This is a genomic window from Bifidobacterium sp. POST2/T3 (B1), from assembly GCF_058197115.1.
This window is the reverse complement of record NZ_JBVPQK010000379.1, coordinates 1-2,510: the sequence shown is the minus strand read 5'-3', so window position 1 is coordinate 2,510 and position 2,510 is coordinate 1. Positions and strand designations below refer to the sequence as shown.

2 protein-coding genes are annotated in these 2,510 nt (G+C 59.7%); both read right to left on the bottom strand.

Annotated elements, in window-relative coordinates; translation table 11 throughout:
• Positions 1-56: 56 nt before the first annotated feature.
• Positions 57-1,343: an HRDC domain-containing protein gene (locus tag AC0AP0_RS11850; RefSeq protein ID WP_046322816.1), complete on the bottom strand. Its 1,287-nt coding sequence runs from the start codon at positions 1,341-1,343 to the stop codon at positions 57-59.
• A gap of 351 nt (positions 1,344-1,694) precedes the next feature.
• A partial coding sequence (gene pflA / locus AC0AP0_RS11845; RefSeq protein ID WP_490430610.1) for a pyruvate formate-lyase-activating protein occupies positions 1,695-2,510 on the bottom strand: 816 nt, incomplete at its 5' end.

The following is a 2,510-nucleotide window of genomic DNA, read 5'->3' as shown; positions in this document are numbered from 1 at the left end:
TTTTCACGCTGCGCTCCAATTCATCCAAACCGTTTGATCTGCCAGTAAGGCAACCGTTACATAATAGCGCGAGTCAGAGACTCTGACAGGAGTGAAACCTGCCAGGGGCGGGCACCCTCCTGATGCAAAAAGTCGGCCACATCGCGCTTCTCCGGTTCGTCTGTCCAGCAGAGGTTGCGCAGGTAGCGGGGCTTGATCAGAATCTCGTCGGGTGTGTTGGTCCGGCGTCCCACTTCAGTCACCGCCTTGCGCGCTGCCTCCAGCCTTGCAAACCGGTCCGGATGACGATGCCGCCAGATCTGCATGGACTTGGGGGCATTGGTCTCCTCACACCGCGGCTTGGGAGGCACCGGCAGCTCTTCGGTAGGCAGACTCAGCGCCTCCAGAATAGCCTGTTTCCAGACTGCGGACCTGACCCGGCGCTGGATGGGCGCATAGCGCTCGAACATGCGGTCCTGCTCGCCGCCGGTGTGGATCCTGACCCGCTCGTTCAAGGATCGGATGGCTCGGAACTGCGCGTTGTTGTGCGGCTTGAGTCTGCCGGCCTCGATGATGGCCTTGTCGGGCAGGAGGAGCGTCGGAGCGATATCGTTGCGTCTGGCCAGCTGATCCCTGACGGTCCACAACGAGCGGGCCACAGCCAGGCCTCGACGGTCATTGTGCAAGGCGTTGATATGCGAGATATGTCGCCAGGGCTGTTCAGGCTCCGGCTTGGGGATTTTGCCCTGCTCCAGCAACCAGGCGAATTCCTGCCTGGCCCATTCATTCTTGCCGTGACTGCGCAGATCCTCCAGCTCGCGCGTTCGCACCTGATTCAGCAGCTCCACGTCCAAGGCTGCGTAATTGCGCCAATCACGCGGCAGTGGGCGGTAGGACCAGTCTGCGGCAGAATGCTCCTTGGCCAGCGTCAGCCCCAGGTAGTGCGCGGTCACTGCAGACAGGCCGTAATGCCCCAGATTAAGCATCCTGGCTGCAAGCTCGGTGTCGAAGAGAGAGGAGGGCCTCATCCCCAACGCATAGAAGCCAGGCAGATCCTGAGGAGAGTCATGAATGATCCACTGGGCCCCATCAACAGCCTTATTGAATTCCGACCAGTCACAGCCCGCCTTCATCAGCGCCGGTGGGTCCAGCAGGAATATCCCCGCTCCCCGGCGCTTGAACTGGACCAGGTAGTCGTCGTGGCCATAGCGGAAGCCAGAGGCCCGTTCAGCATCCGCGGCCAGCGCACCGCTCCCCTTTGACAGCATTCGACAGGCCCGGCGGTATTCGGCCATATCGTCGATGACCGACGGCACACCCTGGGCGGGCTCTGAAAGCAGCTGCGTCTTAGGTTCCGTGGTCACCTGCGCTCAACCTCTTTTTTAGTTTGTCTTCCATCACGCTACCGGACCGACCGGCCCGGAAAACACACGCCTGAAAGCATAGTCCATGGCCTCAACCCACCGATAAACCCTTGCTAAGCAGACTTCGTCGACAATTGATCGATTTACGGGGTTGATCATTTACCAAGCCGGTCATTCAGCGTGCCCGTCATTTAGTGAATCTGACAGTGAGTGAGTCTGTCATTCGCTGATTGGCTGGCTGGTCTCCGCTCAAGCAAACAAAACTCCCCACGACATCTGCCGTGGGGAGTCACAAGAAAATCAATTGGCTTTCTCCTGGGTCCGTCATGGAACCACAAAGGGTTCTGAGGCTCAGTAGACCACGAAGCCATGGGCCTCCAGCTGCTTCTTGACCCTATCCTTCAGGGCCGCCGAGGGGCCTTTGGCATCCTCCAGTGGGTAGGGAATGCGCAGCTCATGCCATTTGGGCCGTCCAAGCTGATGGAAGGGAAGCACATCAATGTGCTCAATGGCATCCTTGAACTGTTCGCACACCCGCGCGACGTTCTCGACGTTCTCCTCGGAGTCGGTCAGCCCCGGCACCAGCACGAAGCGAACCCAAATCTTGCTGCCACGGGCAGCCAGACGCTTGCCGAATTCGATTGTGGGGGCCAGCGTGCCGCCGGTCACCTTCTTGTAGGTGGCCTCGTCGCCGGATTTGACGTCCAGCAGGCACAGGTCGATATCGTCAATCATGGCATCGGTGTAGTTGCGATTGAGGAAGCCTGAGGTGTCCAGGCATGTGTGGACGCCCATCTCCTTGGCGGCCCGAAAGACGCGTGAGACAAAGGCTGCCTGCATCATGGACTCGCCGCCGCTGAAGGTGATTCCTCCGCCCGTACTTTTGAAGAGGTCCTGGTAGCGGGCCACCTTATCGATCATGGCCTGTAGGTATACGGGCTGGCCATCGCGCATCTTCCAGGTGTCAGGATTCTGGCAGTACTGGCAGCGCAGGGGGCATCCGCTCATGAAGACGGTCATCCTTGTGCCCGGCCCGTCCACTGAGGTATTGATGTCCCAGGAGTGAACAAATCCGATGTCGCCCGTGCGCAGGGCATTCATACGGTCGTGCCGGTCCAGTCCAATGGGCGATTCGAACCCCGAAAGGCCGCCCATCAGGGTCTGGCT